Source organism: Thioclava sp. FR2 (assembly GCF_051200875.1).
Lineage (GTDB): Bacteria > Pseudomonadota > Alphaproteobacteria > Rhodobacterales > Rhodobacteraceae > Pseudotabrizicola.
In genome coordinates this window covers 1,933,265-1,956,889 of record NZ_CP195191.1, presented here as the reverse complement: position 1 = coordinate 1,956,889, position 23,625 = coordinate 1,933,265, and the positions used below count along the sequence as shown (strand labels likewise).

Annotated in this window: 23 protein-coding genes and 3 pseudogenes; 13 read left to right on the top strand and 13 right to left on the bottom strand. The window is 58.3% G+C overall.

Features of this window, described 5'->3' with window-relative positions; all coding sequences use genetic code 11:
- Positions 1 to 86: 86 nt before the first annotated feature.
- On the top strand, positions 87 to 875 hold the full coding sequence (locus ACSBLW_RS09500; protein WP_435259965.1) for an alpha/beta hydrolase: 789 nt from the start codon (positions 87 to 89) through the stop codon (positions 873 to 875).
- 1 nt (position 876) lies between these two features.
- On the opposite strand, the gene ACSBLW_RS09495 is transcribed toward ACSBLW_RS09500, so the two are convergent.
- From ACSBLW_RS09495 to ubiA, 4 genes are all read right to left on the bottom strand, one after another.
- Positions 877 to 1,446: a hypothetical protein gene (locus tag ACSBLW_RS09495; protein WP_435259964.1), complete on the bottom strand. Its 570-nt coding sequence runs from the start codon at positions 1,444 to 1,446 to the stop codon at positions 877 to 879.
- 83 nt (positions 1,447 to 1,529) lie between these two features.
- Complete coding sequence (locus ACSBLW_RS09490; protein ID WP_435259963.1) at positions 1,530 to 1,859, bottom strand: hypothetical protein; 330 nt, start codon at positions 1,857 to 1,859, stop codon at positions 1,530 to 1,532.
- A gap of 45 nt (positions 1,860 to 1,904) precedes the next feature.
- Positions 1,905 to 4,037 carry an OmpA family protein gene (locus ACSBLW_RS09485; RefSeq protein WP_435259962.1) on the bottom strand — a complete coding sequence of 711 codons (2,133 nt, stop codon included), beginning with the start codon at positions 4,035 to 4,037 and terminating at the stop codon, positions 1,905 to 1,907.
- A 98-nt stretch (positions 4,038 to 4,135) separates the two neighbouring features.
- Positions 4,136 to 5,107, bottom strand: coding sequence for a 4-hydroxybenzoate octaprenyltransferase (ubiA, locus tag ACSBLW_RS09480; RefSeq protein WP_435259961.1), 972 nt, complete (start codon positions 5,105 to 5,107; stop codon positions 4,136 to 4,138).
- 12 nt (positions 5,108 to 5,119) lie between these two features.
- Between ubiA and ACSBLW_RS09475 the strand changes: the two genes are divergently transcribed.
- The 3 genes from ACSBLW_RS09475 (at position 5,120) to ACSBLW_RS09465 (ending at position 7,862) form a co-directional block, all read left to right on the top strand.
- Positions 5,120 to 5,848, top strand: a complete 729-nt coding sequence (locus ACSBLW_RS09475; RefSeq protein ID WP_435259960.1) for a 16S rRNA (uracil(1498)-N(3))-methyltransferase — start codon at positions 5,120 to 5,122, stop codon at positions 5,846 to 5,848.
- Positions 5,839 to 6,390: a hypothetical protein gene (locus ACSBLW_RS09470; protein ID WP_435259959.1), complete on the top strand. Its 552-nt coding sequence runs from the start codon at positions 5,839 to 5,841 to the stop codon at positions 6,388 to 6,390. Before ACSBLW_RS09475 ends, ACSBLW_RS09470 begins: the two co-directional genes overlap by 10 nt.
- Positions 6,391 to 6,515: 125 nt before the next feature.
- Positions 6,516 to 7,862, top strand: coding sequence for a glutamate--cysteine ligase (locus tag ACSBLW_RS09465; protein ID WP_435259958.1), 1,347 nt, complete (start codon positions 6,516 to 6,518; stop codon positions 7,860 to 7,862).
- A gap of 138 nt (positions 7,863 to 8,000) precedes the next feature.
- Here the strand turns inward: ACSBLW_RS09465 and ACSBLW_RS09460 are convergent, their stop codons facing one another.
- From ACSBLW_RS09460 to ACSBLW_RS09450, 3 genes are read right to left on the bottom strand one after another with little or no spacing between them, the layout of a single operon-like run.
- Positions 8,001 to 8,351 carry a hypothetical protein gene (locus ACSBLW_RS09460; RefSeq protein WP_435259957.1) on the bottom strand — a complete coding sequence of 117 codons (351 nt, stop codon included), beginning with the start codon at positions 8,349 to 8,351 and terminating at the stop codon, positions 8,001 to 8,003.
- A gap of 11 nt (positions 8,352 to 8,362) precedes the next feature.
- Positions 8,363 to 8,761 (bottom strand): hypothetical protein, encoded by a 399-nt coding sequence (locus ACSBLW_RS09455; protein ID WP_435259956.1) that lies wholly within the window; start codon positions 8,759 to 8,761, stop codon positions 8,363 to 8,365.
- A gap of 42 nt (positions 8,762 to 8,803) precedes the next feature.
- Positions 8,804 to 9,328, bottom strand: coding sequence for a GbsR/MarR family transcriptional regulator (locus tag ACSBLW_RS09450; RefSeq protein WP_435259955.1), 525 nt, complete (start codon positions 9,326 to 9,328; stop codon positions 8,804 to 8,806).
- Between the two features lie 122 nt (positions 9,329 to 9,450).
- Here ACSBLW_RS09450 and ACSBLW_RS09445 point away from each other — a divergent pair, with 122 nt between their 5' ends.
- Together ACSBLW_RS09445 and ACSBLW_RS09440 are read left to right on the top strand one after the other, a co-directional pair.
- A complete protein-coding gene (locus ACSBLW_RS09445) occupies positions 9,451 to 10,692 on the top strand; it encodes a tyrosine-type recombinase/integrase (protein ID WP_435259954.1) in 1,242 nt (413 codons plus the stop codon).
- Between the two features lie 141 nt (positions 10,693 to 10,833).
- A pseudogene (locus ACSBLW_RS09440) lies at positions 10,834 to 11,091 on the top strand (transposase); the annotation flags it as partial.
- A 243-nt stretch (positions 11,092 to 11,334) separates the two neighbouring features.
- Here ACSBLW_RS09440 and ACSBLW_RS09435 read toward each other — a convergent pair.
- Positions 11,335 to 12,387, bottom strand: coding sequence for an IS110 family transposase (locus tag ACSBLW_RS09435; protein ID WP_435259953.1), 1,053 nt, complete (start codon positions 12,385 to 12,387; stop codon positions 11,335 to 11,337).
- Positions 12,388 to 12,454: 67 nt separating this feature from the next.
- Here ACSBLW_RS09435 and ACSBLW_RS09430 point away from each other — a divergent pair.
- Together ACSBLW_RS09430 and ACSBLW_RS09425 are read left to right on the top strand one after the other, a co-directional pair.
- A pseudogene (locus ACSBLW_RS09430) lies at positions 12,455 to 13,294 on the top strand (IS3 family transposase); the annotation flags it as partial.
- Positions 13,295 to 13,348: 54 nt separating this feature from the next.
- Positions 13,349 to 13,717: pseudogene (locus ACSBLW_RS09425) on the top strand (tyrosine-type recombinase/integrase); the annotation flags it as partial.
- Between the two features lie 280 nt (positions 13,718 to 13,997).
- Here ACSBLW_RS09425 and ACSBLW_RS09420 read toward each other — a convergent pair.
- Complete coding sequence (locus ACSBLW_RS09420; protein ID WP_435259952.1) at positions 13,998 to 14,930, bottom strand: LysR family transcriptional regulator; 933 nt, start codon at positions 14,928 to 14,930, stop codon at positions 13,998 to 14,000.
- A 98-nt stretch (positions 14,931 to 15,028) separates the two neighbouring features.
- On the opposite strand from ACSBLW_RS09420, the gene dctP reads away from it, so the two are divergent.
- From dctP to ACSBLW_RS09395, 5 genes are read left to right on the top strand one after another with little or no spacing between them, the layout of a single operon-like run.
- On the top strand, positions 15,029 to 16,033 hold the full coding sequence (dctP, locus tag ACSBLW_RS09415) for a TRAP transporter substrate-binding protein DctP (RefSeq protein ID WP_435259951.1): 1,005 nt from the start codon (positions 15,029 to 15,031) through the stop codon (positions 16,031 to 16,033).
- A gap of 16 nt (positions 16,034 to 16,049) precedes the next feature.
- Positions 16,050 to 16,523 carry a TRAP transporter small permease gene (locus ACSBLW_RS09410; protein ID WP_435259950.1) on the top strand — a complete coding sequence of 158 codons (474 nt, stop codon included), beginning with the start codon at positions 16,050 to 16,052 and terminating at the stop codon, positions 16,521 to 16,523.
- A gap of 4 nt (positions 16,524 to 16,527) precedes the next feature.
- Positions 16,528 to 17,811, top strand: a complete 1,284-nt coding sequence (locus ACSBLW_RS09405) for a TRAP transporter large permease (protein WP_435259949.1) — start codon at positions 16,528 to 16,530, stop codon at positions 17,809 to 17,811.
- A 9-nt stretch (positions 17,812 to 17,820) separates the two neighbouring features.
- Positions 17,821 to 18,171: a hypothetical protein gene (locus ACSBLW_RS09400; protein ID WP_435259948.1), complete on the top strand. Its 351-nt coding sequence runs from the start codon at positions 17,821 to 17,823 to the stop codon at positions 18,169 to 18,171.
- Positions 18,168 to 19,127 carry an alpha/beta fold hydrolase gene (locus tag ACSBLW_RS09395; protein ID WP_435259947.1) on the top strand — a complete coding sequence of 320 codons (960 nt, stop codon included), beginning with the start codon at positions 18,168 to 18,170 and terminating at the stop codon, positions 19,125 to 19,127. The genes ACSBLW_RS09400 and ACSBLW_RS09395 overlap by 4 nt, the downstream gene beginning before the upstream one ends.
- 328 nt (positions 19,128 to 19,455) lie before the next feature.
- Here ACSBLW_RS09395 and ACSBLW_RS09390 read toward each other — a convergent pair whose 3' ends face one another.
- The 4 genes from ACSBLW_RS09390 to ACSBLW_RS09375 all read right to left on the bottom strand — a co-directional run bounded on the left by ACSBLW_RS09390 (position 19,456) and on the right by ACSBLW_RS09375 (position 23,138).
- On the bottom strand, positions 19,456 to 20,349 hold the full coding sequence (locus ACSBLW_RS09390) for a transglutaminase family protein (protein WP_435259946.1): 894 nt from the start codon (positions 20,347 to 20,349) through the stop codon (positions 19,456 to 19,458).
- Between the two features lie 257 nt (positions 20,350 to 20,606).
- Positions 20,607 to 21,140, bottom strand: a complete 534-nt coding sequence (locus ACSBLW_RS09385; RefSeq protein WP_435259945.1) for a hypothetical protein — start codon at positions 21,138 to 21,140, stop codon at positions 20,607 to 20,609.
- 344 nt (positions 21,141 to 21,484) lie between these two features.
- Entirely contained in the window at positions 21,485 to 22,291 is an 807-nt protein-coding gene (locus tag ACSBLW_RS09380) for a transglutaminase-like domain-containing protein (protein WP_435260084.1), read from the bottom strand.
- 367 nt (positions 22,292 to 22,658) lie between these two features.
- Complete coding sequence (locus tag ACSBLW_RS09375) at positions 22,659 to 23,138, bottom strand: hypothetical protein (RefSeq protein WP_435259944.1); 480 nt, start codon at positions 23,136 to 23,138, stop codon at positions 22,659 to 22,661.
- Between the last annotated feature and the right edge of the window lie 487 nt (positions 23,139 to 23,625).

Here is a 23,625-nt window from a genome sequence, read left to right as displayed (position 1 = left end):
GGACACATGCAAATCATGGCGGGAAGGCGCTGTCCAGTTCAAGGGGCAGGATAAAGCCAGATTTTGATCAAATTTTGGAGTTCTGGATGGAGTTTCGCAGTCAGGCAGATCGGGATTATGCCAACCGGGCCTTCATTCCGGGGGCGGACGCGTTCATTCCACGCTGGCAGGCTGCTGCGTCGGCCTTCCGGCATGAATTGAAGGATCGCGCACGTCTGGGTCTGACCTATGGGCCGAGTGAACGAAACAAGTTTGACCTCTTCCTTCCGGAAACGCCACCCGAGGGACTGATGGTCTTCGTTCACGGGGGATATTGGCTTGCCTTTGATCGAAGTGACTGGTCGCATCTGGCCGCTGGCGCTTTGGCGAGAGGATGGGCCTGTGCCATGCCGTCCTACACCTTGGCCCCAACGGCACGCATAGGGGAAATGGTAAACGAGTTGAGAGCTGCAGTACTGGCGTCATCAGCTTTGGTGCCGGGTAAGATCATCGTCACAGGGCACTCTGCGGGGGGACATCTGTCTGCGCGGATGGGCTGTGAAGACGGTCCGGCCGGTGTTGCGCGTGTGGTCCCGATTTCTCCCCTGGCCGATTTGCGCCCGCTGATGGCGACCGAAATGAACAAAGATCTGAGGCTGGATGAAAAAGAAGCACTGGCGGAAAGCCCTGCTTATCTCTTCAAAACGAAGGAAGTTTCAGCCCATGTTTGGGTCGGGGGTAATGAACGCCCTGCGTTTCTTTGGCAGGCGCGCGTTCTGTCGGAAGAGTGGTCCTGCCCTTGGACTGTCGATCCGGGCAGGCACCATTTTGACGTCATCGACGGTCTGACGGATTCCAACAGTCCGCTGATGGATGCGATCATGACGGGAGTTTAGGTCATTTCGGGCTGTCGAAACTTGCCAGAGCCTCAAAATCAACAGCTTCGGCAAAGGGCAAAAGCTGGGCTGTGCTTGAGCCATTGAAAGTGACCATGATCCGTTGATCCAGCACGGTGACCAGACTGTTTTCCTGATCAAGCAGTGTGACCCCACCGACTTCGACGGTCTTGCCCATCATCGCCAGCATTTGAGCGTTTCCAAACATGCTCATCATCATTGCCGTCAAAGGGGACTCCATTACCACCCCGACGGTAACGGATTGGCCATCGGGGCCGTCATAGCGCGCCTCGGCACCGGTACCGCCGCCTGCCATAGCAAGTGTTGCCGCATATTCGGTATTGATCGTTTGGGTCCACCCGTCTGGTGCAGCGGGCATCAGGGCGTTCAGCAGATCCGCCTTTACTTTGCCAAGATAGGAATTTGCAGCGCCGATCTTTGCCGCGGCACCCTTGAGGTCACCGGCAAGATATGCGGCTTCAGCTTCTTCTAGATGCACAGTGAATTCATCAGCTACCGCTGCAAGCGGCAGCGACAGAGCGAACAGAATGGCGGGAACGCGAAAATACATGAATCTCTCCGTATCAAATCCGCCCAAAGGATAAGCGGGCCCACGAGCCTACGGCAAGTGGCTGAAACGAAAAGCCATATCGGTCAAGAGTTGGCGTGCATGCGTTCGATATAGGCGCGCATCTCTTCCGCCTCGGCACGCGCGTCCCGAAGACCTTCCATCGCAGCGCGCAACTCGGCTTCTGTCTGGGTGATCTGGTTCATCAGTTCTGCTTCGCGCTGTTCCAGGTAAATGATTGCCTGATCACGCGCCTCTTCTGCTTCGTGAAGCATGCTGGACAGGTGATCAAGTTCGCCCATTTCCTCGCCGGAGACCCGAGCAAATCGGTGGATCAGCCAATGCGCGAACCAGCCCATAGCAAAAGCAGCCATCAGGATGATCGCGGTGACGATGATGAATTCGGTACGGTTCATGAACTGGCCTTGATGGCGTCAAATAACGGAACGGTCATCTTCGGCCTAACCGTCACGCGATGGTCGCGCAAGGGGGCGGCGTGTCTTTTCGGTGGGCGCGACCGATGGGCTATCGTCTTCCGAAAGTTCTTGTGCCGCGTCATTGTCGGTTTCCGCAGCCGACCCGGCAACCACCGCATCGCCGGAATTGTTGTCGTCACCGGCAGGGGCATTGGTCTCTGGAATGTCGGTGGCGTTGCTGTCAGAAGCGTTCGCCGTGGTTTCGGGATTAGGATCACCAGCGCCATTTCCATCGGCGGAAGTTTCGTTCCCGGCCGGTTGCGTATCTGTCGGTGCGGGCTGAGGTTGCTCCAGCAAGGTGAAATCAATTCGCCGATTGGCTTCGCGCCCTGCTTCGGTTCCATTGTCTTCAATTGGAACCGCTTCACCATACCCTCTAGCGCTAAGCCCTGAGACATCGACACCACGTCCCTGAAGGGCAAGCAAAACTGCTTCGGCCCGTGCTTGTGACAGAGCTTGGTTTCCGCCTTCCGAGCCTTGGCTGTCGGTATGTCCAGCAATCTCCATGCGGATCGCAGGGCAATCGGAAAGGACTTCCGCCAAGGCATCCATGATAGTGGCGGCTGTGCCATCAATCTCAGCCGATCCGGGCGGGAAGGTGATCTTGCGCTTTTTCAGGACGGCTTGCACATCTTCGGCACATTCTTCCGGGGTCGGCAGGGCGGCAAGCGGATCCAAATCTTCGTCATAGCGGACCGAGATGCGGAACGTCTCGCCTTGGCCCAGCTTGTCGGACAGAATCTGCGAAATGCGGTCGCGGGCACTTTGAGAGCCAGTGACGCCCTTCAATTCCACCAGATCCATCCTGACCAGCAGATCGCCTTCAACCACTTGCTCCAGCGCTTCCAGACCGGCAAGCACACGGATGGGCCAGCCATCAGGAAGATCTTCGTCAAGACGCGTCAGGGTCTGCACTTTTCCAACGCCAAAGCGGGCTTGGGCAAAGCTGTCTACGGCATCGCGCAGGCGATCATCTGTCAGACGGCCCCGCAACTCGACAACGCCATTGGCAGACAGTTTTGCCGTGAACTCAACAGGCCCGGCGGCCGTATCTGACTTGCGTTCGAGGTTCGCGGTCAGAGAGAAGACCTCGGGAAGTTTTGATTGAAGCTCTCCAACGACACGGTCGAAATCTGCCTGCGACACCGTATTCGAAGCATCCAGTGAAACGTCAGCATCCGAGAAGGTAACCGTCGCCGCACCAAGTTTCGCGACACTGGAAATGGCCATAACAGCGGCATCTGCCCAAGACGGCGATGGCACGCCCAAACCGATGGTGCAGCTGGCCTTGCCGACAACGCCTGCCGCCACGCCTGCTGCGAGAATCTTGTCGCGCGCGCGTTCGGTGTCGGCAGAACAGGCATCAAATCTAGCGCCATCCGCGTCGACAACGAAACGCAGGGTAAAGGGTGTCAAAACCGGGCGAGGTGCGGAAATCTCGATCTTTGTCGAAATTCCCTCGGGCCGTTCGCGGGCCAAGTCGCTTTCCAGTCTCCGCTGTTGGTCAAGACTATCGGCAATTGCCTTGACCTCGACTTGGCCAGCGGCAATCGAAATCTTGGAACGCGGTAAAAGTTTCATCGCGCGAACGCCGAAATCAAACGCAGCTTCCCAGCCTTCCGAGGGCGGGTAGTTTGCGGTTTCAAGCATGTTTGCAACGGGCGTCGTCTGGTCCAAGGCTTCGGCCTCGGCGACAAAGGCCTTTGGGTCGCTGCTGTTTGGAAGCAACCCAATCAACTGGATGCCATCATCATTCCGCAGAATTTCGACCGAAAATTTCGGGGCCTCGATCGCCTTGACGGGGGCCACATCCAGCAGGTCACGAACGCGGCTTGAATCAATAACGCCCCCCGCCAGGTTCACAGCGCGAAAGCGTGCGGCTTCATTCGGCGCTGTCCCCGACAGGTGAAGTTGCAGGCCATCGGCCGAAACATTGACCCAAAGGTAATTCGCTTCGACCATCTTCGACCGAACCGCTTCGGTCGTCCGGGCCTCGATCGCGATAGCGGACGCCCAGGCGGCAAGGGCGGCAATCATGGCGCCAACGACGAACACGCCGAGGCCCAGAATGACTTTGGTCATGTCGCGGCCATAGCCGGAATTGAGTTTCGCGATCATGCGCTTGGGCAAGGCCAGCCGTCCGTCTTGGCCGCGAGTGTGACCCGCGGGATTCTTAAGGATGGGCCTTCCTTAAGTGCTGGAAGCGCAAGGATCAATCACAGGACCGCGGCTATGGCAAGAAACAGCGCAGCAATCAGACCTGCATCGCGGTTGGCGCGGAACGTCATCATGCAGGATTCGGGGCTGTCGAGATCAAGTCTTGCCATCTGTCTGGCCATGTGCAGACCAATACCCCAAGCCGCAGCAAGACCCACAACCATCTGCAACGGGTTTCTTTGTGGAACCAAAGCCAGAATGACCGCAACGGCCAGAAGAATGACTGTCAAAGCAAGGAACAACCGGAGCCACCAGCGTGAGTTTTCGGCAAAAAGCCGGGCGGTGGATTTGACGCCGATCAGCGCATCATCTTCCTTGTCCTGATGCGCATAGATCGTGTCGTAATAAAGCGTCCAAGCAATGCCAGAGAGGTAGAGCGCAAAGGTGGAAGCCGATATTTCTCCGGCATGGGCGGCCCATCCCAACAAGGCGCCCCAGTTGAAGGCAAGACCCAAAAAGACCTGCGGCCACCAAGTAAACCGTTTGGCAAACGGGTAGATGGCGACAAGGGCAAGCGACAGAACGCCCAGCAAAATAGAGGTCATATTGTAAGTGAACAGGATCAAAGCGGCCAACAAGGCCTGCACGGCCATCCAGACCAAAGCCTGACGCACAGTGACCTGCCCCGAAGGGATTGGGCGGGATTTGGTTCGAGCCACGGCGGCATCAAACTCGCGATCGGTGATGTCATTCCATGTGCAACCCGCGCCCCGCATCAGAAACGCCCCGATGCCGCATGAGGTGACCAGCCAAAGATCCCACAGGCGAAAGCCGTTGCCCGCAGCCGCAGCAAGGGCAACCCCCCAAAGGCAAGGGATGTAAAGTAGCCAGGTTCCAATGGGTCGGTCTGCGCGCGAAAGGCGCAAATAGGGGCGAGTTCGCTCTGGGGCGAGGTGGTCGACCCAGTTCCCTTTTACGGCGTCAGAGACTGTTCCGCTTGCGGCCTCTGGCAATTCGGACATTTGGGTCATAGTTTTGCGCCTATGGATGCGAAGGTCAGGCTTTTTGTAGATCAGCCCTTGGGGATGGGGCAAGCGGTGGCTGTCGGCCCCGAGCAAGCAAATTATCTCTTTGCCGTGATGCGTTTGCCTGTTGGCGCCAATGTGTTGCTGTTCAACGGCCAAGACGGCGAGTGGATTGCTTCAGTCGAAGACGCCGGAAAAAAGCGCGGACTTCTGCGTTGTGTATCGCAGGCCCGTCCGCAGCTTCTGCCCCCTGATCTGTGGCTGGTCTTTAGCCCGGTAAAGAAAGACCGCACGAATTTCATTGTGGAGAAAGCCGTGGAACTGGGGGTGCGTCGGGTGATACCGGTGCAGACGCGATTCACCAATTCCGAGCGTTGGCGTCAGGATAAGCAGGTGGCGCATGCAGTGGAAGCGGCAGAGCAATGTGGCGCGACCTTTGTGCCAGAGATCGCCGACATCCAAACCCTAGACCGCTTGCTTTCTGGCTGGAACGAAAATCGGGTATTGTTCTGGGCCGATGAAACGCTTTCGCGTGAAGCCGCGGGGATAATGCCCGAACTTGCTGCCCATACGCGGTCTGCAATCTTGATCGGGCCGGAAGGCGGTTTTTCGGATGAGGAAAAGGCAAAGCTCAGGGCCTTGTCCTTTATCCGGCCGATGCGCCTTGGGCCTCGCATCTTGCGAGCCGAGACTGCCGCCATAGCAGCCATTGTTCTTTGGCAACAAAATTTCGGAGATTGGCGGTGATCCGCGACGGGGCAAGGCAGGCCTTGTGGCAGGGACGCGAAGTGATTGCCGGGGTGCTTGTCTGCCTTTTCGGCCTGTGGGTCGCGTCTCAAGGCGGCTATCTTCTGGTGCCACTTGGCGGGCTTTTCGGGGCAGGGGGGCTGGCGCTGGCAACGTTGGGATGGCGTCGGATTCGCTTTGCTGCCGATGGGGATGCGCCCGGGGTCGTCACCGTGGATGAGGCGCAAATTTGCTATATGGGTCCAACGGTTGGTGGATTTGTAAGCCTTGCGGACCTGATAGAAGTTCGTTTGGTCAGGATGCGGGGCCGCAGGCTATGGCGCCTGAAACAAAGTGACGGTCAGGCCTTGCTGGTGCCCTTGGATGCCAGTGGTGCTGAAGCCCTGTTCGACGCGTTTTCGGCCTTGCCCGGGTTGTCAACGGGGGATCTGGTGGCGGCGATTGATGTGAAGTCAATGGCGGGTTCGGGGCTTGTCGGCGCCGAGATTTCAGAGAACCGTCTGGTCTGGGCGCGCAAGGGCAAGGGACTTTCTCCGCGCTAAGCGGTTATCACCTTTTGTGATGACAGGCGCGAAATGCATCGCAGTCTCTTGACTTGGCCCCGCAGTCACGACAGGTCTTTACGGCTAAATCATCCTGTGACGACCAAGACCGGAGCCTTCCCAAAATGTCTATTCCTCAATCCGGTGGTGGTTTGATTGAAAGCTTTGATCAGCTTGCAGGCTATCTGGAATCGGGCTGCAAACCGAAAGCCCAGTGGCGGATTGGTACCGAGCACGAAAAATTTGGCTGGCTGACCGATACGAAGCAGCCCTTGCCCTATGCTGGGGATCGTTCGATTTCCGCTATTTTCCAAGGGCTTGCTGAAAGCTTTGGTTGGACCCCGATGACTGAGGCGGGCAATGTTATCGGGCTGAACCGCAACGGCGCGAATATCAGTCTTGAACCCGGTGGGCAGTTCGAGCTTTCGGGTGCGCCGTTGGAAACCCTCCATCAGGGGGCTGCCGAGCTGCGCAACCATCTGGAAGAAGTCGCCGCCGTGGCGGGGCCGATGGGCGTGAAATTCATGGGGATCGGTGCCCCGCCGGAATGGTCGCATGACGACATGCCGCGCATGCCCAAGGGGCGGTATCGGTTGATGACCGACTATATGGGCCGTGTTGGCACGCATGGCACCCAGATGATGTATCGGACATCGACAGTGCAGGTGAACCTCGATTTCGCGTCGGAAGCCGATATGGTGAAGAAGATGCGGGTGGCTTTGGCGTTGCAGCCTGTGGCGACCGCGCTTTTTGCGTCCTCCCCCTTCTTTGATGGCAAGGTGAATGGGCATCGTAGCTGGCGGTCGCGCATCTGGCGGGATCTGGATGCCAGCCGGACGGGGATGCTTCCCTTTGTTTTTGAAGAAGGTTTCGGCTTTCAGCGTTATGTAGATTGGGTTTTGGACGTGCCGATGTACTTCGTCTATCGCGATGGGGTCTATCACAACGCCTTGGGCCAGAGCTTCCGCGATTTCCTGAAAGGCGAGTTGCCCGCGCTGCCCGGTGAAAAGCCGACGCTGAGCGATTGGGCCGACCATCTGACCACGGTTTTCCCCGAGGCGCGGGTCAAGAAATACATTGAAATGCGCGGCGCGGATTGCGGAAATGAAAGCCATCTCAATGCCTTGCCGGCTTTCTGGGTGGGCTTGATGTATGACCAGACAGCGCTTGATGCGGCGTGGGATCTGGTCAAGAGCTTTGACGCGGAGACCCGCGAAGGGCTGCGGGTTGCGGCCTCGGTTTCGGCGCTGAAGGGCGAGGCGAACGGTGTGAAACTGCTGGATCTGGCCCGCGCTGCGGTGGCGCTTTCCCATGCCGGATTGGCTGGGCGGGGACTTGGGGAAGAGGTTTTCCTTGGCCCCCTGATGCAGTCGATTGCGACCGGAGAGGTTCAGGCCGACCATTGGCTGAAGCTGTATCAAGGCGACTGGCACCAGTCCTTCGCGCCGATCTATGAGGCCGCGAGCTTGTAATTCGGGCCGTGTGCAAAGCGTGTGCTTAGCGTGGTTTTCCCGTTGTTTATCCGTGGGCACAGCGTGAAGCGGGGCTTGGCCTGAGCAAAAGTTGGAAATGGAAGAAAGCCGCCCCGGTTTGGGGCGGCTTTTTTGATGTCAGGCGAGCACGGGTTCAAGCGGTGTGCTGGCCGTCTCCGATGTTCTCGGCGTGAGGCTTGCGCGCAGCAGGGTCAGGGCATGGGTGAAGCCAAGGCCGAGAAGGATGATCGCAAGCCCCGCGCAGAAGAAGAGGTTGGGGGCCTGCGGTCCCAAGGCGGCAAAGAGGCCCGCCAGAACGACCACGGCACCGCCGCCCAAAGTCAGATACCCGAGTGCAACGGACGCGCCCACCAGTCGAGCCGCCGCCGTGTTGCTGGGGCATTCCCCTGCCTTGGCGGCGATGGCGCGGATGGCGAAGGTGAGGCCAGAGAGAACGGGGAGGGTGAGAAGGAAGTAAAGGAAGGTCATGGCGTGTCCTTTCACAAAGCACGGTAGATTGAGTTGTAGAAATAGCGGTAGAGGCGGGCGAAGGTGGCCGTCCAAAGGGGGGCAATCGGCAGACCCCAGAGCAGGAGGACGCCGAGGTCGTAGTCGTAGTCGATCAGATGTTCGGTGGCGGCGTGAAACAGGACCAGAGCGAGTTCCAAGGCAAAGCCGCAGAGACCGAAATGCCAAGGCGTGACCGGGATGCGGGTGACTAGGATCAAGAGCATGGGCGTGCCAAAGATCAGATAGACTGGCATCCCGAAGGGCACGGCAAAGACCGGGATAAGGATGACCCAGAAGAACACCACGGCCACCAGCAGGGGGGCAAGCACAAGGGCGAGTGAAAAGGCCACGGGGTCGAGCAGGTGGTACCTTACGGTTGATACGGTCATTTCTGTAATTCCTGAAATTTTGAGTCAAAAATTTTTGGGCGGTTAGCCCTTGGGCAGGAACCGGGCGATCTTGCCGCCCAGTTTCATCAGGGTCAGTTGCACGCCGCGGGGGAGTTTCGAGATGTCGCGGTACCAATCGTCGAACATCTGCATGGTTTCGAGTGTTTCCTTCATCCGAGCCTTGACCGGATCAGGAGTGGCATCGGCCTCGGCCTCGGCCGCGACGGTGCGCAGCGCTTCCACCGTTGGGGCGAATTCACGCTCGCGGCGGCCTTCGACGACGACGGTCACAAGGTCGAACATGTCCTGCACCGAGGTGAAGACATCGCGGCGTTCACCAAGGGCGCGCGAGGCCTTGACCAGTTTCCAGCCCTGCAACTCTTTCAGCCCCGTTGAGACATTGGAACGCGCGAGACCGAGGGTTTCGGAGATTTCTTCAGCGTCGAGTGGCGTTGGCGAGATGTGCAGAAGGGCGTGGATCTGGGCGACCGAGCGGTTGACCCCCCATTTGGCCCCCATTTCCCCCCAGTGGAGGATGAAGTTCTGCATGGCGGGGGTGAGGTGCATCGGAGAATCGCCTATTATTTCTGTAATGACAGAAATATCAGAATTGACTGGCGTTGTCGATGAGTGTTGCAGGCGAGGGGGGCTGTCTGCCCCCCTTATTCTTTTCCCAAGATGTTCATGGCGTGCCATATTCCTTTGTTTTTATGGGATATGTCGTTTCACGGTGTCTCAGATACAAGTATCTGGAAGCCCTCTCCGCCCGCCAGAAAGAGGTCTGGGCACCCGATGGGACGCCAAATCTTTACGCCTTCGCCCGTTCAACGGGACGCATCACTTGGGTCGCCCGGATCGTCGTTGGAGGCAAGAGGGTGAACTTCACGATCGGCCCATGGCCCGAGGTCAAGGCAGAGGCGGCGCGCGCGGCAGCATCGGCGATCAAAGGTCTCGTCAAGGCAGGCCATGGCGTTCAGACAATCAGGAACGCTTTGGCCGTCACATTGGACCCCATCGCGTTGTCTCAGATTGTTACCGGTGACCGCGTGTCATCTCGGAACGCAACACCAACATTCCGGGAGGCCGCCACCAAATGGTTCGAGGAACACGCCAGCGGCGGGATCTCCAATCACGACTACCGGCGACAGGTATTTCAGCAAGTTCGCGATCATGCCTTCCCCGCATTGGGCGAGCGGCAGGTCAACGCCCTCCAACGATCAGAGATCGTCGATGCGCTCCGTGACGTCTGGCTTGTGACGCAGACCGTGGGAAAGCGCTTGCGCAGCAACATCGAACGTATCCTCGATTATGCCGTTGACCGGGGCTGGTGCGACTTCAACCCATGCCCACCCGTCAGATCAATGCCATCAAAGGTCCGCATCATCCGCCATCATGCCGCATTGGAGCCTGAGCGCGCAGTGGAACTTTGGCGCTGGATTACGGCAAATCCTGATCTGAGCGCCCCTGCCAGAGCTGGACTTTCACTGGCCTTGTTGACAGGCAAGCGCAGCGGCGAGATCCGGATGATGGAATGGGCGCACCTTGATCTGAAGCGGGGTATCTGGACGACGCCAGCGCTTGGAATGAAGACCCGTAAAGAGCATCGGCAGCCTCTATCGACTCCTGCTCTGGCTGTGATCGATGGTATTCGACCGGAGACGGGGCGTCTCCGATATGTCCTGGGTGAACCGCCGCCGCATGAAAACTTGTTGTTCAACGCGATCAAGAGGTTTGATCCGAGCCTGACTGTACATGGCTTGCGTGCCTGTTTGGGGAGTTGGATGGCGGAATCTGGCGTTCGGAAGATGGTTGCAGATTTCGTGTTGGCGCATCAGCCAAGAGCCCTCGATGCGGCCTACCAGCGATCAGATCTTCTGGAGGAAAGGCGAGATGTTCTGGAGAAGTGGGCGAGCTATGTAACGTCCCCCTGACCATCGGTGTAGAACCGCTCCGCGTTTCTCTCCGTAGGGGTGCCACTAGACCCCCAAGAGGTGACCTGCTGCCGGAGAACTGGACCGATCTGAGCTGGAATTTTCCACTTATGATCCCGTGTGCGGGACGAGGAGGATTCCATGAAGATGTCAAAGTTCACGGAGGCACAGATCGCGTTTGTGCTGAAGCAGGTTGAGGACGGCACGTCGGTAGTCGAGGTGTGCCGCAAGGCTGGGATTGCGGCAGCGACGTTCTACAACTGGCGCAAGAAGTATGGCGGGCTGATGCCGTCGGAGATGAAGCGGCTGAAGCTGCTCGAGGCGGAGAACTCGAAGCTGAAGCGTCTGGTCGCCGACCTCTCACTCGACAAGGCAATGCTGCAGGACGTCATTCGCCGAAATGTATGGTTCGCCCCGCCTGTGCAAGGTTTTTCCTGATGACGTTCAGGATTGCATAAATGTATCCGGCCTCTCGCGAGTGGGCTGGTTTTCCAGCCAGGCCATGATGAGATCCGCACGCGCCGTTCCCAATTAGCTTGTTCGGGCACGGAGCCCGCTTTCGGAACAAGTTTATAGCGCGTCGATCATCCTTTTCGTCATCATTTCGAGCCTCGCATTCTGATCCGGGATTTCCGGATAGGTTTAGACGCAGATCCCTTCGGGAGCACGCCGTTCGTATGTGGCCCCAGGTTTGCTGAGCACCACCCAGATCACCCTCGCCAATTTAGCGGCCAGTGCGACAGTCACCTTGTTCACGTGCATCCTGGTTCGGAGCCCGTCCACCCACAGGCCAAGCCGGTCCTTGGCGCGATCGAGATGCATCAAGACTGACCGGGCGCCGTGGATTAGAAGCGTTCGGACATAGCTGCTCCCGCGCTTCGCTATGCCGAGCAGCGTCTGTTTGCCCCCAGTAGAATGTTGCCTCGGCACAAGTCCCAGCCAGGCAGCAACATCTCGTGCTTTCTTGAAGCGCGTGGGTTCACCAATGGATGCAAGGATTGCCGTCGCCCCAAGTGGGCCGACACCAGGAATGGTCATAAGCCGACGCGCAGTTTCGTCCCTGTCTGCGATGTTCTTAATCTCGGCCGAGACGCTGAGGATCCGTTCTTCAAGGCGGAGAAGGTCCTCTTGCAGCTCACGCAAGACAACCTGTGCTCGATCAGTCAAATCGTTCTCGAGATTATCGATCGCGCGGACGATATCGAGCTTGAATACCCCGGCACCTTGGCGAAGCGCGACGCCGTGTTCCAAGCAATACGACCGCATCTGGCATATGAGATTGGTTCGTCCTTTCACCAGCCGACTGCGAACACGATGCAGCATCTGCAAATCGACCTGATGCGCCTCCTTGATCCCGACGAACCGCATCGTCGGTCTGGTCGCAGATTCCGCGATCGCCTCGGCATCGATAATGTCGTTCTTGTGCGACTTCACGTAGGGCTTTACGAACTGAGCCGGGATGATGCGGACATCATGGTCGAGCTCCCGAAGCTTCCTGGCAAGCCACTGCGAACCCGGACAGGCTTCCATGCCGACGAGGGTCGAGTCTGCCTGCGCGAAGAACTGAAGAATTGTGTCGCGCCGTAGCTTGATGTTCTGGACAGGAGCGCCCGAGGCGTCGAGGCCCACAACGTGAAAAAGCGTCTTGCCAATGTCGACGCCGAAGACAGCGCAGGTTTTAGGGTCGATGTGCATCTTGATACCTCCCAAGTTGAAGTCCAACGATTGTTGCCTGGGGCGACGGGGGTGAACCATCCCATTAGCTTTGAGGCCTGCTCGCCGCCGGGCGGTTGTCGACGATCTCCGGACCATCTGGAACGTCAGCATCCGCCGGGCCTGCAGCGTCCTGCAAGCCCAGCGGTCCAGCTATCACTATCGACCGCATGGCGACGATCAGGCCGAGCTCAAGAACCGCATCAAGGAGATTGCCGAGACTCGCGTGCGCTACGGCAACAGGCGTATCCACGCGCTGCTACGGCGAGAGGGCTGGGAAGTGAATGCCAAGAGGATCTACCGCCTTTACAAGGAGATGGGTTTGCAGTTGCGGAACAAGACGCCGAAGCGTCGAGTCAAAGCCAAGCTGCGCGCGGATCGGAGCGAAGCGACCATGACCAACGAGACCTGGGCCATGGACTTCGTGCATGACCAGCTGGTCACCGGCCGCAAGATCCGCGTCCTGACCATCGTGGACACATACTCGCGTTTCTCGCCGGCGACAGATCCCCGGTTCAGCTATCGCGGCGAAGACGTAGTCCGCACCCTCGAGCGGGTCTGCAAGGAAATCGGTTACCCAAAGGCGATCCGTGTCGATCAGGGCTCAGAGTTCATCTCCCGGGATCTCGACCTCTGGGCCTACCAGAAGGGCGTGGTTCTCGACTTCTCTCGGCCAGGCAAGCCGACGGACAATGCCTTCATTGAAAGCTTCAATGGCAAGTTCCGGGCAGAGTGCCTGAATGCCCATTGGTTCATGAACCTTGACGACGCCCGATCAAAGATGGAGCAATGGCGTAGGGACTACAACGAAGTCCGTCCCCACAGCGCGATCGGGAACAACCCGCCGATAACGCTGATGAACGGACCAGGTGCGGCACCGCCACCCTGAGCCATCACCCCCGGAAGATCTCCAGCCGGGTGGTCCAAACCGCGGTAGCAGCTCACACGCAAGCCTGTCCCTTTCGAGATTACCGAGACCACGCGACTGTCGGTGGAGCGTTGGGTCAAAGATCCAGAAATGATCGGTGCCGAATATCTTTGGCCCAGCCGTGTCCATGCTAGCCCGCACTTGTCGACACGTCAGTATGCACGCATCGTGCGCGACTGGGTTCTCTCGATCGGGCTTGAAGCGAGCGCCTATGGCACCCATTCGATGCGGCGCACGAAGGTTGCCGGGATTTACAAAAAAAAGACAGGCAACTTGCGCGCCGTTCAACTTTTGTTCGGGCACACCAAGATGGACAGCACCGTTCGCTATCTGGGGGTCGACCTAGACGATGCGCTGTCCTTGTCTGAAGGGATAGATATCTAACAACTCCGCCGACCGGTGTGCCACGCGCCGGTCGGTGCACAGCTGTCAATCGATAAATCGGCTATTCCTGCGATGCAGTTCTGCCGGATCGGTCATCTATTGAGCCTTGGATCAACTTCATACAGCCTTCAGGCGTGAGATTCCGAGGGGAACCGCCGTTCCGGTCGCGCATGATCACTGCCGCTAGAAGGACAATGTGCCATCTTAAAAGCTTACTACGGGGCTAATTGCAGTAATTCGGCAGACCCAAGCGCCCGATCAAGTGCCGACATTTCCTCATTCAGGTTGGCCAAGCACCAGAAGCGTGTAGGTCCAATGCCAATTTCTCAACCTCCTCCAACACTCTTGTCAGTGCCGGATCACCAAGCATACGGCGATGATGGCTAAGCCCCACCGTACGCAGATACCGTGGCTCAAGAGGAATGGCGGCCACCTGACCAGTGATCAACTCACCAGCAAATGCGCTTTGCGCAAACACGCCGAAACCTGCTCCAGCGCTCACCAGCTTTACTAACTGATGACCTGCGTCAATCTCATACAAGATATTCATTTTCAGCCCAATTGCCTCGATTTGTCGTTCCAGATCAGACCGCAAGGTGTGGCGGGCCGAGGTGACGATCAGTGGCAGTTCGGGAATTTTTCTGACCGGAAACGGGTTCGGCATATCCACCATTTTCTTGGCTGCGCCGATAAGCATCATCTCTTCTTGCATAAGCTGCCGCGACATCACGGTATCGGTATCGCGGGTGTTGAACGTGACCGCTATGTCAAGTTCTCCGGCGCCGACCCAGTCGTATAGATAGCCAGACATTGCCTCGACAATTCGCAGAGAAACTTTGGGAAAAATCGTGGACAGACTATGCAACAATGGTTGAGTCATCACGACCGAGACAGAAGGCGGCAGACCAATCGACACGTCGCCAGATGGTTCAAACCCGATCTCCTGAAGTTCCGTCTGAAGTTTGCCGAGAATCCCAAACACCTCATAGACCTTGGGCAGCAGATGCCGGCCCGTCTGAGTCAGCACCACACCGCGGGGTAAGCGTTCGAACAAAGGCTGACCCAGATCGTCTTCAAGGCGACGGATCGATGCTGAAAGCGCCGGCTGTGCCACGCCAAGTTTTGTCGCCGCAGCAGTGATCGACCCTTCTTCGGCCACAATCATAAAGGCGCGGAGGCGGGCAAGGTCAAATTGATGAGCGAGTTGAGCCATGATCCATACATCTTTTCATATGTCGGTAGATGTAATCCATATGAGAATATTCTGCCAGACTGCGCTATTACCGATTGGCAGTTTTCTGGGAGGAATACATGAAACGTCTGGCACTCATCGCGACCACTGCCACAAGCGCCCTTATCGCCGGTGCGGCATTCGCCGCTGATTTCACCATCACGGTCACACTCGACACCAGCCCTCAGCATGTGCGCAACGTCTGGCTCAAGGACTTCGCGCAAGCGATCGAGGAAAAATCCGGCGGCAAGCTTGAACTTGAGATTTTCGAGGCTGCCGCGAAATACAAGGATAGCGAAGCGGCTGCAGCAGTAGCTCAGGGCGCGATCGATATGGCGATCCCTCAGTATCAGTTGATTTCGCGTTTCGTCCCTGAGTCGGATTTCGAGCAACTGCCGATGTTCTATGGTCTTGGTCGTGACCAGATCTACGCCGTGGTGGACGGTGAGGTTGGTGACGCTTTGCACAAAAAGATCGAGGAAACGCTTGGCGTGACTGTGCTGGGGCGTCCGATCGATCTTGGGTTTGGCACGGTCTTTTCGACAGACGTCGAACTGAAGACCCCATCCGATCTTGCCGGGCTTAAGGTGCGGGTGCCCGGTGGTCCTGCGACCGTGCAGCGGTATGAGAAGATGGGGGCTGTCCCCGTGCAGATCGCTTGGCCGGACGTGCCACAAGCCTTGCAGACCGGGACGATCTCGTCGCTTTGGTCCACGCAAGAATCGGTCGCGTCAGCAAAGCTTTGGGATGCTGGCGTCAAATACGCGATGGAGGACCGTCAAGCGATCGTCCAATATGTTCCCCTGATCAGCACGCGCGCGCTGGACAGGCTGCCCGAGGACCTTCGGGCAATTTTGATCGACACATGGGACGAGATGGTCGACGCGCAACGCGACTTTGCGGACGAGCGTCAACAACAGGCTCGGGATTTGAATGCACAGAACGGGATTGTAACATCCGAGCCCGACGCGGAAGCCTTGCGTGCAATGCGCCAAACGCTGATGGCCGTACAACCCGCGCTGGTCGAGGAGTTGGGCATCGACCCGGCCTTCATCGACAAGATTGCTGCCGTGACAGGCGAATGATCAGGCGGACCTGCGGATGAAACCTTTTCTTGTTGGGATGGAGACCGGGGCAACCGGTCTCCTTGCCCTCGCGGCCGCTCTCCTGACGGTCAGCGAGTCCGTCCTGCGCTATGTCGCGCCGACAAAATTGCCCGACTGGGGCGCCGAGGTGACCGTGTATCTGATCGGCTGGGCTGTCATGCTGAGCGCCAGTCGATTGATCCGGGACAAGATGCACGTCAGTGTGGAAATGCTGGCCGAGTGTCTGTCGGAACGCGTTCAGGTGGCACTTCGGCTTTTTACCTGCCTCTTCGGGTTGGTCGTCGCGGGCTGCATTGCTTGGGCCGGCTGGCTGATGGTCGACTTCGCGATCATGCTCGGCGAACGGTCGGACAGTTCCATCCGCTTTCCGATGTGGATCTATTATTCCGCAATTCCCGTGGGCTTTGGCCTTTCTGCGGCAACCTACCTTTGGCAGATCGTCATGATCGCCTCCGGTCGGGAGGGTTGAACGCATGCTCCTGACGATTGTCCTGATCCTCTTCTTCATCCTCTTGCTCGTCGGCGTGCCGATTTACCTTGTCCTGTCCGGTCTTGCTGTCATGGTCTGGTTGGTCGAGGGTAACCCGCTTGTTTCGCTCGGACAGCAATACGCAAACCACCTGAATTCCTACACACTTGTTGCGGTGCCCCTCTTTGTGATCGCGGCAACGTTTATGCAGCGCGGCGGTGTAGCCCGGGCATTGATCGCTATGGCATCAGCTTGGGTTGGTCGGACGCGTGGTGCGCTTGGCATTGTCTGCATTCTTGCGACTGCCGTCTTTGCGGCCATCTCCGGCTCATCAGTCGCCACTGCGCTGGCCATTGGGGCGGTGTTGATCCCGGCCATGAAACAACGCGGTTACCCGATCACCTTTGCTACAGGCACAATCGGGGCAGGTGGCACGTTGGGTATCCTTATTCCACCCTCATTGGCGATGCTGATCTACGGCATTATCGTGGACGAGTCCGTGCCACGGCTTTTCTTGGCCGGTGTGATCCCCGGGCTCATTCAGGCTGCGCTTCTGATGGCCTACGTCCGCTATTACGCAGTTCGCTATGACCTGCCGGTAGAAGAACCAATGGACCGGCAAGAGTTCATTACTGCCAACTTGAACGCCCTTCCGGCTTTGCTTGTCCCAACAATCATTCTTGGTGGTATCTACTCTGGCCTTGTCACGATCTCCGAGGCTGCGGGTCTTTCGGCAGTTGTCGCCATGATCGTATCATTAACCTTCTACCGCGAAATCCGGCTGCGGGATGTGTTGCCGATCCTTGCCGATGGCGTGCGGCAAACAGGCGTCATCATCTTTATCGTTCTGGCGGCTCTGACGTTTGCTCATTGGCTGACCGGTGCGGGCGTCACCCGGGCCTTGGTCGATTTCATCGAGCGGATGGACTTGACCGCGCTCGAGTTCCTGATTGCGGCCAATATCATCATGTTCATCCTTGGTATGTTCCTTGAGGTTATCTCAGTCATCCTGATCTTTGTGCCGCTGATCGTGCCTGTCCTTCTTAAGCTGGACATCGATCCGATTCACTTCGGGGTGATCCTTGTCGTGAACATGGAAATCGCTCTGCTGACGCCTCCGGTCGGGTTGAACCTGTTCGTTCTGAAATCCGTTGCAGACACAGGCATCGACAAGGTGATCCGGGGCGTGACGCCCTACATTGGACTGATGTTGGTGCTGTTGGTCTTCATCACTCTGGTTCCGTCAGTTTCTACTTGGCTGCCAGACCTCGTCTTCGGCGCAAGATAGGAGAGATCCATGCCCATAGCTCAGATCATCGTCGCTCCAAACGTAGTCGGGAACATGGCGGTTGATGTCGACACAACAACCACCAATCTGAAGGCGGCCCTTGTTGAAGGACTCTCGACCGATCCGCGCCTTGTGCAGGTCATGATCACTGTCGCACTGAACACGCCTGCGGGGTGTGACACCTTGTGTCTTGTACATCATCGCGGCTCGGAAGCGCGCACTTCAGAGATCCGAAACGCGACAGCGCGTCGCCTGCACGACATCTTGAGAGATAGCACGAAAAGCACGGTGCGGGTCCGCCTGATCGCCGTGGAACCCTCGCAAATAGCGTCCTGTGACAGTTCGGAGGCCCTGTCATGAGCGATAGTGCGATTTCTCTGCGCGACATCCGGTCCTTCCATGTCGGCGGTGCCACGGTTGAACTCGTAGGCCAGCCTCGGCAAGAAGTCCGGGTTTCCCCTGACGCGGCACCGCGCACCGTTGATATGAACGGGCATTATGTCAGCGGCCAACTTTACGCCCAGCATTTCATGCTGGAACAGCCACGCAGCGATGTGCCGATCCTGTTCTGGCACGGCGGCGCGATGACCGGCGTCACATGGGAAACCACCCCCGACGACCGCCCCGGTTGGTCTCAGTTCTTCCTGAGGCAAGGACACGATGTCGTCGTGTCGGACGCTGTCGAGCGAGGACGTGCCTCATGGTCGCCCTATCCGCAGATCTACGACAGCGCGCCCCTGTTCCGGACGGCTGAGGATGCCTGGTATCTTTTCCGTATGGGTGAAGCCGAGGATTTCGCCGACCGCCGCCCGTTTTCCGGCCAGCGGTTCCCGATCAGGCGATTTGACCAACTCTGCGCGCAGTTCGTGCCGCGCTGGACAACCAATGCCGAGACGACCATCGCCGCCTATATGCAGCTTGTCGCGCGGTTTGATCGCGTCATTGTCATCGCGCACTCGCAAGGGGGCTGGTTCGCCCAGTCCTTGGCCGCCCGCATGCCTGAGCGCATCGCTGCTGTTGTGCTGCTGGAACCTGCGGGGGCGCCGAACCTTGACAAGGAAGGGCTCGCCAGATCAGCACGCGTCCCGCACTTTTACGTCTGGGGGGATAATTGTGACAGTCACAAGGCGTGGAAGCCCTACAAGTCCGATGCCATCGCCCACTCGGATTCCCTTCGCGATTTGGGTGGCCAAGTCGAGACCCTCGATCTGCCAAAACAGGGAATATATGGCAACTCACATATGCCGATGATGGATGACAATTCAGACGAAATCGCATCCATGGTCGCAACGTGGCTTAGGCGAAATATGAATTGACCACGACCGAAGCACGGGGTCTTCTTCCCGTGTCTCGGCAGGTTGATCGACCAGATGGTCGTTTGGATTCCCGGCTGAATGTCTGCTGTCACCGTGAGTCGTTGCCCTTTTGCAAGCGTAGTAACAACCGCTCTCAGCCCAGAGCGGACGCCCGATTAAGTCTGATCAATTCCCGCTTCGGGGCACCAGGTCGGCCCAGTTGCCGCTTGTAGTGTAGATCGGCGAACGCTAGAGGGGCGGACCTGACGTCCAACCTTCTCTGGCCCGTAAAACACTGATATAGATCAGTTTGGATCAGGCGGCGCAATCCATTCCCAATTTGACGCCGTCAGGCGAGCGCGACGTTCGCGGCACTTTCGACCCTTACGACCCTTACGGATACTTCCATCGAGAGCAAATCGACGTTTGTTCCAACAAAGGTGCCTGCAACCGGCGTGACCTGCGCGATGTTCCTGGCCACGGCGACCGGTATCAGGTTACGGGACCCGAAACTCCGGTTCGTGGGATCGAAAGATATCCATCCGGCGCCGGGAATAAATATCTCGACCCAGGCATGGGTAGACCCATAACCTGCAGACCCGAGGAGGCTTTCCTCCGCGTCGGATAGATAGCCGGACACTATGCGAGAACCGAGTCCAAGCGTGCGCACGGCTTCGGCGAGCAGGACCGCGAAATCACGGCACGAGCCCCATCGCCGGTCAAGGGTCTCGATCGGCGACTGGGTGCCTTCGTCATCGCGGCTCTGGTAGAGAATTTGCGTGGAAACCCCATTGCTAATGTCCTTCAGCAAAGACAGCGTGTCGGTCGGGCGTGCCATGATGAATCCCTCGACCCATCGGGCAAGGCGGCCGTCTGGGTCGCTGTATTGCGGTACCGTCAATGCACCCAGATCCGTCCAATCGTCGGCAGCGTAAGCAAAGGGGTACCGGGCAGCCGAGGCGGCGATGGCAAAGACCGGCCAGGCTGGCGCGGTGAGATCCACGGTGGAGCGGCTCTCGATCACCAGATGATCTGTAAGGCCGTCGAAGAAGGCAGTGGCGATCGCATTGTCGGCCACGTCATGAGCCCATGTTACCGTCGCCATTGGAGAAGTGGACAGGGCATGCGCGAGAAGTCGTAGTTCCCTGGTTTCTCGGGGACGTAGCATCAACCGATGGGGCCCAAGAGGGACCTTTTGACGGTATCTGTAGGTCGTGGTGTGAACTATGTCGAAACAGGCCAAAATGATGTTCCAGTTAGATTTGAGAAAGACGTCGCGCGGTTGTGGGGATCAGCCGCGGCGAGATGCGCCCGGGCTGATTGGCGCGGCGTTCCGCCAGGCATTCAACCCCTTGCAGCGTCGGCAAATCCGTTCTCCGAAGCCTTCGCTCCAGAACGAGGTTTCGCATCGCAAGCATCGGCGTTCTTGCGCTACATCGCCCAAGGCCTTCGCGATCTCGATTTCCGGCACAGCAGCTTTGGCGATGGCCTTTTTAGCCATCACGTTTGTCTCGCTGCCAGGCGGGTGCGCAAGGGCGGCGACGAGTCCGGCCGCGTAGGCATGCCTTCGTTTTCGGCGGCCCGGATCGGCTCTTCGTCCCGCACCCTTTGGGCGCTCGACTTCGATGACGGCGCATTCGAACCGGAATTGGGCGATCCGTGCCCATAGTAGATATGTCTCAGATGCGCCTCAGAGACGCCGTCGGCCTTCATCACGAGGCGTATCATCGGATCGGCCAGCATTTCCTCAAGGAAGACGTCGGACAACGCCCTGCCCGTGAGTTTGTCTCTGGCGCGTGCTTGGTCCAGGTCGGCAAGGGAAACGGTCAGAGTCCTCGCAAGTCCGGGATGCGATGCCCTGGGATGAAGCTTCACTAGAACCGAAGCCTTCCATGCCGCGGGATCCTGTTGGTCCGGCGGCGAAGCCAGCTCCGTTTCGATCTCGTACTCTCCTGCCGGGAGAGTCTCGCCAAAGCCCGCAACGGTGAACGGCCGGGAAAAGACTACAACAGCCTTCCTAGTCAGGTCTTCCATCGGCGTGGTCCTCTCTCTGTTTGTTATGCGTGGTCCGCGCCTCGTTTGAGAATGGCGCGCATACTATGCTTGTCTCAAAATATCTTCGACTTCGCGGGGGCTTCCATTCGCGCGGCCTTGGGCTCGGTCTCCTTGGCGGAGGCCTTCGGGGTCTCCGCAGGCTTCGGCCTAATTGCGGCCTCAGCCCAAGCGGTCAGGTCCTCGAAGGATATGTCATCGATCCTTCGATTGGCCGGCGCCAACTCCTCGTACATCTCGGACCGGGACAACTGACAAAGGTATTATCTATATAGGGATTGGCGACCTCATTTACGATGGAGCATCGAAAAGGAAACCAAGGCCAGTCAGGCCAATTCATCCGTCCAGACCTTGAATTCCGTCAAAGTGCTCTGACCAAAAGTCTGGGTCAGAGGGACATCGGCGGCATCGCGGCCCCGAGCGATCAGGATTCTCGCAAATCGCGGCTTGTTGTTCCGCGGATCGAACATATGCCATTCACCCGCGAGAAAGACCTCCATCCAAGCGGCGAAGTCCCCAGGCGGATGAGGAAGAGGCTCCCCGATGTCGCTCAGATATCCGGTGCAGTAGCGCGCCGGGATGTTCATGCAGCGGCACAATGCAATAGCGAGGTGAGCAAAATCACGGCAAACGCCCTGTCCCTCGGCCATGGTCTGCGAAGCGGTACGCGTTGCTTTCGCTTGCATGTAGTCGAAGCGGACATGCCTGTGCACGAAATCGCAGATCGCTTGGACGCGCGACCATCCAGGTTCGGTGGCCTCAAAGCGAAGCCAAGCCTCTTCCGAGAGAAGGTCTGTATCGCAATACCGGCTCCCCTGTAGAAACGCGAGAGTCTCGAACGGCAGATCCTGAACCGCGTGCTGCCGCGCGCCGGGCATGGAGGGATCAGGCTGGCCCGTGTCGCGGAAGATGCCATCCGTCGACAGGCAGAAGTCGCCCGCCGGAGCCACCAGACGCGTGCACCAGTTGCCGAAGCCGTCCCGGTAGCTTTCAATCGGAACGCTCGGCGACGTCACGAGATAGTCGGCGCGCTCCAGATCGCCAAAGCGCGAGTAGTGTACGTTCAGCATCGCAATCAGCGGCGTCGGTTGCGGGAAGCTGTATCGCAGCCGGCACCCGATGCTGACGCGCATGCCGGATACAGGGCCGGGCCGCGTCATGTCATGGTCACCTTGCAAGGATGAGCGCTCAGAGGGGTCGGGCCAGCGCTATCCTGCGCAAATAACGGGAAAGCGAAAAATGCGATCACACTGGCAATGACTGCCGTCCTCGCGATCAGCCGCGCCAGAGGAAGCCTCATCGCCGCTTGCTCCTTGGAGGACGAAATTCCACCGTTTGTCGCGTGAGACCTCGATGGCCCAAGCGTGAGCGTTCCGGTAAGCCGTCGGGTGCGCACCACCGATGGCGGGGCGCCTCTGGAATTCGGTCTCGTCGGCATGCCTTCGTTCTCGGCCACCCGGATCGCAAACTCCGGCGGGACTGTCGGGTGGTTGCTACCAATCATTGCAGGGACAACTTGTGCAAGGCCGCAGCTGCAAGGGCATGTTCCTTCTTGTGGTAGTCGCCGTGGAACTCGCCATCGACCTGCACCTCCCAAATGCCATTTCTTTCGCGCACCCGAACCTCACCGCACTGCGGTGGCCGGTTCTTGGAAGCCCCCTGTTCCCCTGTGCTATTCAGTGGCACGGGTTGATTGCCGGTTATATCGGGCTCCTTTACGAAGGGCGCGCGCGCTTCTCCCAGGAGCATCACGGCACGTATGAACTCTTCCGCGTAGTCGTCCGTTTCGCGGTAGTCGTGTTCATGCTGGGTCAATCTCATCGGTTCTACGAACCGTTCCCGCAGGTGGTCGACGAAACGCGGCTCGGTACGGGCCATGTAGGCGATCAGTGCCTGCAAGATCCGTTCATGGGCAAGCACACGCCGTTCGAGGTCGGTCGTCTCTGCTACCTTCCTGGCAAGATGTTTGACGGATGTCATGGCTTGTAATCCTTCACGCTCCAAGGTGCGACGCTGGATGTCGTGTGTTCGAGTGCTGGCAAGCAGGCCATCGCCTCGTCGCGATCCAGTTCTTGCTTTCCACCTACCAGTCAGGTGCACATCGCGCGCTGACACAGGTTAGGGTCACGGACATTCGATGGGCATGTCTCGCCCGGAACCGAAAAACCGGCCTCGGCTGTCCAAGTGTCATCAGGACATGTTGACAAAGGGCGCACCGATAGGTCGTTCGACGTGATTCCTTCTGACGTCGCTTTCCCCCAGGCTGTTGCTGCATCTGTCTTGGTGGCGTGATGAACCGCGACCAACAAAATGGCCCAGAAACAAACCCAGATCAGCCTTGAAGGAGGCGTTCCAGGATATTGGGATAATCGGGTGAGGTTTCGTTTCCGGTCTTCGCGTGGTGCCTGGATGCACGGACGCGCCGCATCCGGACCAGATGCAGGACAAGGCCCGCCACGATGACCAT